Origin of the sequence: uncultured Bacteroides sp. (genome assembly GCF_902472605.1) — a bacterium.
In the GTDB taxonomy this organism is placed as follows: domain Bacteria; phylum Bacteroidota; class Bacteroidia; order Bacteroidales; family Bacteroidaceae; genus Phocaeicola.
This window is the reverse complement of sequence record NZ_CABROP010000077.1, coordinates 1-3928: the sequence shown is the minus strand read 5'-3', so window position 1 is coordinate 3928 and position 3928 is coordinate 1. Positions and strand designations below refer to the sequence as shown.

The following is a 3928-nucleotide window of genomic DNA, read 5'->3' as shown; positions in this document are numbered from 1 at the left end:
TCTATCGGATTGGTGTCAACTTCAGTGACGAGCTGCGGAACATTCAGGAAGTGAAAGTAGAAGCGCGATGAGTTTTTCCCCATCTTTCGCATACAGATAGACCTTCTTTTCTTTCTGGAGGGTCAGGCGTACGTTGTACCACCCATGGCGCACATTGAACTGGGTGGAGTCATAATGTACTGCTTGTACGATATCGTGTAAGACCAGCGTCTTCAGAAGAACGTGTGGAGTACGTATTTGCAGTATCTCCTTCCTTACGGCGTAATAAGTGCGACTATGCATCCAGCTGACGAGAATTCCGCTCAGCATATAGGATGAATAAGGATACAGGAAGTCTGCTTCCTCCTTAGGGGATTGGGTGATTAGGTTCAGGAGGAAATAGAATATCAGTCCTCCGAGGAACCACCACAGGATGATGTAGCCTCCATACATCCATCTGTTTTTAAGTCTGAAATTTTCCATCTTGTGTGGAGTGAGAAAGTATCATTTATTGTATAATGGCAAATATAAAAGAAGCAGGCGGAAAAGTGTTCCAATGCCTGTCTTTTTATTGTAAAATTAGTGTTTTTTTAGAGTGTGGTATAGCGTGGACTATCCTGTAACAATTTTCGCTATTTTTGTTGGTGCGAAGCAGGTCGATTCCAATATGAAGGAGAATCATAAGATTAAAAGAAGTTCATTTCTGTATCTCGGGTTTTCCTAAAATATGAATCAAGGGAAATCTTTCCGCAAGTACACCATGTCGGTAAGCTGTTTCCCGTCTTCATAAATAGGTTGGTCATAATTGTCTATGAAGAAGTCTTTCAGTCGATGTGAGATGCGAAAGCCGCAATGTTCGTAGAAAGAAAGAGCAGAAGGCGTATCTCCCGTACCGACATACATGACGGAACATTTCCCCTGATAGTATCTGAAGAGATAATCGATCAGTCGTTTCCCGTATCCTTTGCGTTGGGAAGAGGGATAAACGGCTATGTTTTTTATTTCGTAGATACTTCCTCCTTCACACGTAACCACAGAGATTGCCCTAAGACCATCATCATAGAGAGCAAACATCTCACCACGTTCCAGGTATTTGTCTATCATGCTTTCTTGCTCATCTGCCAACAACAGCAAATCCAAGAATTGTTTCTTGTTAGAAGTAATAAGTCTTATTTCCATGTTACTATTTTATAGCTCGGTACTTATTTTTATTTTTTTCAGCATGCACTCGTTTCGTTATAAATAGAAATTACTCAAAGTAGTAACTCTAATTTTATTATCAATTATTCATTTGATAGTCTCAAATATAACTCTAAAAATTGATTCATCGCTTTATAAGATGAATAAAATAATCTACAATCAATAGCTTTTTTCATTTTACGAGAATTGCCTCATCGAGGTTGGTAGTGCCAGTGTACTCTTGCTGGTGTGTTCGCATCTGAGATGCAGCGACTTGTCTGTAGTGTCTTGTACAGCTACTTTGTTGTGCCGCGGCAGTTCTTGTGGTTAATGTACCGCATTGGAAGAGGCAGTAAACGAGAGAGCTCGATTATTCAATACACAAAACCCCCGGTAAGATATCCCTCCGGAGGCTTTATTGTGTCAATCAATTCTTGTAAGTTCCAATGTTGATTGATACTGAGGTTTTATATCTATCAGATTCTATTTGAGTATCATTGGGTTTTTAGATATTTCTATCAAACTCCATGGTTGGATTGCAGTGCATAATCAATCCCTTTTGCGGTATCGTCTGGAAGGAATGAAAGCTTTACTTCGCGTGCTGACCGGTCTAAAATAAAAGGCTTAATTTTATGTTGCACGAATGCTTAAAATCAAAACTATGCCCAATCTGATAGCCGGTATAGTTTATGCCAATAGCCATCCATTTTGTCAATCTATAATCATATCCTGCCAAGACAGACAACGCATATCGCATGTAGCTTTTCTTTTGAGCATACATTTGCAGGCTGCAAAACAATCATACAGCTTTTACATTGAGAAAAGTAAGAATGATTATAAGCCAAATTTATATCCCACGGAAAGAGTCAGCGAGTGATAGTTGGCTCCAATCACGTCGTTCTTGCCTTCTTTGCCCAAGGAAAGGTCATATTGCAGCTTGGCATACCAGTGATGGGTTTCAATACCTATATTGGAAGATACACCCCAGTCAAAGCGGCGGGCCTCATCGTAAAGGTAGAGGTTGTCATTTCCCCAGGCATCCTTTCCATACACAAAACCGTCATAATACTGTTCATGCATTCCCGGAGCGTTTCCCTTCAGATAGTAAGGATTGCTGTCAAACTTGTTTTTCAGGCAGAAAGCCACATAGGGTCCCACGCCGAAAAACAGTTTGGTGTCCTTGTTCAGGTTCCATCTGAACTGGGCCATCACCGGTATCTGCAGGAAATGCCTTGTCTCCGACACGTTCTCTATCCATGTAGCCTCATCATCACTGTAGATTCCCCCGTTGGAAATGGAATATCCCCTGAAAGTGTAAAACAGACCCGATTCAATGCCGAAATGGCGGGTCAGATTGAAATCGGCGGCTACCCCGACTTTGGCAGAAGGTCTCCATTCCTGTCCCCATCCGTATCTCTGTACGGCAGAAATACCTGCTTCGGGAGCCAATGTCACATTTTGTGCGTACACTCCGCACACGCTTGCCATCAGTAGGCAAGCCAAAACTACTTTTTTCTTCATTGTCTTTCGTTTTAATTTATGCGTTACACATTCCGTTTTACGGTTGGATGATGTCTTCGGTACCGTTATCATCTCGTGGCAAAGGTATGGACAATATTATTACAATCATCATATTTTGCGTTTTTTAAAATCACATCTACATCGTTTTGCAAATCGTTTGTTTCTTGTTACAGGTTCAATCGGCTGTCTCTCTCTGGTCTCTGGATGTGGTGTGATGACTTTGACCGGTACCTGTGTACCGGTACCTGTGCTTTTCCCACAGATAAAAAAACGTGAAATTTTATGACCCTGATAATAATTATTATATTTGCAAAAACGTCCTGATATGAAGAATTACGATATTGACCGAATTTTAAGGCCCGCATTCAAATTGTTCTTGATGTATAATTACGAGAGTGTGTCGACGGCTAAACTTGAAGAAGAAACAGGTCTGACCAGAGGTGCTATTTTCTTCAAACATAAGAGCAAGGAAGCGCTGTTCAAGGCCGTGGTCGACAGGTATGTGTTGGAGTTCAAGCCGGGCTTTACGGAAGTGGACGACATGGACACCTTGAAAAGTTTTATTGATGCGTTTCTGGCAGATACCAGTAGACGAATGAACGAAATGTGCTTATTGGGAATACCCAATGTGCAAAGAGGCTATTTCAACCTGTTGTATCAAGCATTAAAATATTATCCGGAAGCAGACATTAAGATTCAAGCGATGTTTGGTGCAAGCTTAAAAATCTGGGAGGACATTCTACAGAAAGCAAAAGAATCCGGCGAAATCAAGCCGACTTGTGATGTGCATAAAACGGCATTGCAATTCAGGTATCTCTATTCTGGCATGGCTTTTGAAGATAGTTTCTCCAAAGGTTTGAATCTGGATTCGCTAAGAGATTTGTTTTATTCCCTGTATGACGAACTGAAAAATGAAAAGTAGGGTATGAGGGTTTTCTTCCATGGAACAGATAAGTGGAAAACGCCTTGAAGGAGTGAGGAATTCTTCAAGGCGTTTTCTATGTTTCCCACAAGAAAAACGTATGTTTCCCTGCCGGAAAACGTACGTTTCTGCTTCGGGAAACATACGTTTCCGGGAAGAGAGACGTACACATCAGAAGGATGTTTCCGGGAAAACGAAGAGGTGTCTGGCCAATTTCTTCCACAGCTTTGAAAAACCGTTTCTTTTTCGTATCTTTCAGGACAAGATTTTCCTTACAGTCAGATGCGTATGAAAAAGATGGTGCTGTGTATCCTGCTGTGGCTCGCC

4 protein-coding genes are annotated in these 3928 nt (G+C 41.3%); 1 reads left to right on the top strand and 3 read right to left on the bottom strand.

Features of this window, described 5'->3' with window-relative positions; all coding sequences use genetic code 11:
* Positions 1–21 precede the first annotated feature (21 nt).
* The 3 genes from RDP42_RS12405 to RDP42_RS12395 form a co-directional block, all read right to left on the bottom strand.
* A complete protein-coding gene (locus tag RDP42_RS12405) occupies positions 22–462 on the bottom strand; it encodes a hypothetical protein (RefSeq protein WP_308763941.1) in 441 nt (146 codons plus the stop codon).
* 249 nt (positions 463–711) lie between these two features.
* On the bottom strand, positions 712–1158 hold the full coding sequence (locus tag RDP42_RS12400; protein ID WP_308763940.1) for a GNAT family N-acetyltransferase: 447 nt from the start codon (positions 1156–1158) through the stop codon (positions 712–714).
* Positions 1159–1992: 834 nt separating this feature from the next.
* Positions 1993–2679, bottom strand: coding sequence for a porin family protein (locus RDP42_RS12395; RefSeq protein WP_308763939.1), 687 nt, complete (start codon positions 2677–2679; stop codon positions 1993–1995).
* 325 nt (positions 2680–3004) lie between these two features.
* Here RDP42_RS12395 and RDP42_RS12390 point away from each other — a divergent pair, with 325 nt between their 5' ends.
* Positions 3005–3601, top strand: coding sequence for a TetR/AcrR family transcriptional regulator (locus tag RDP42_RS12390; protein ID WP_308763938.1), 597 nt, complete (start codon positions 3005–3007; stop codon positions 3599–3601).
* The last annotated feature ends 327 nt before the right edge of the window (positions 3602–3928 follow it).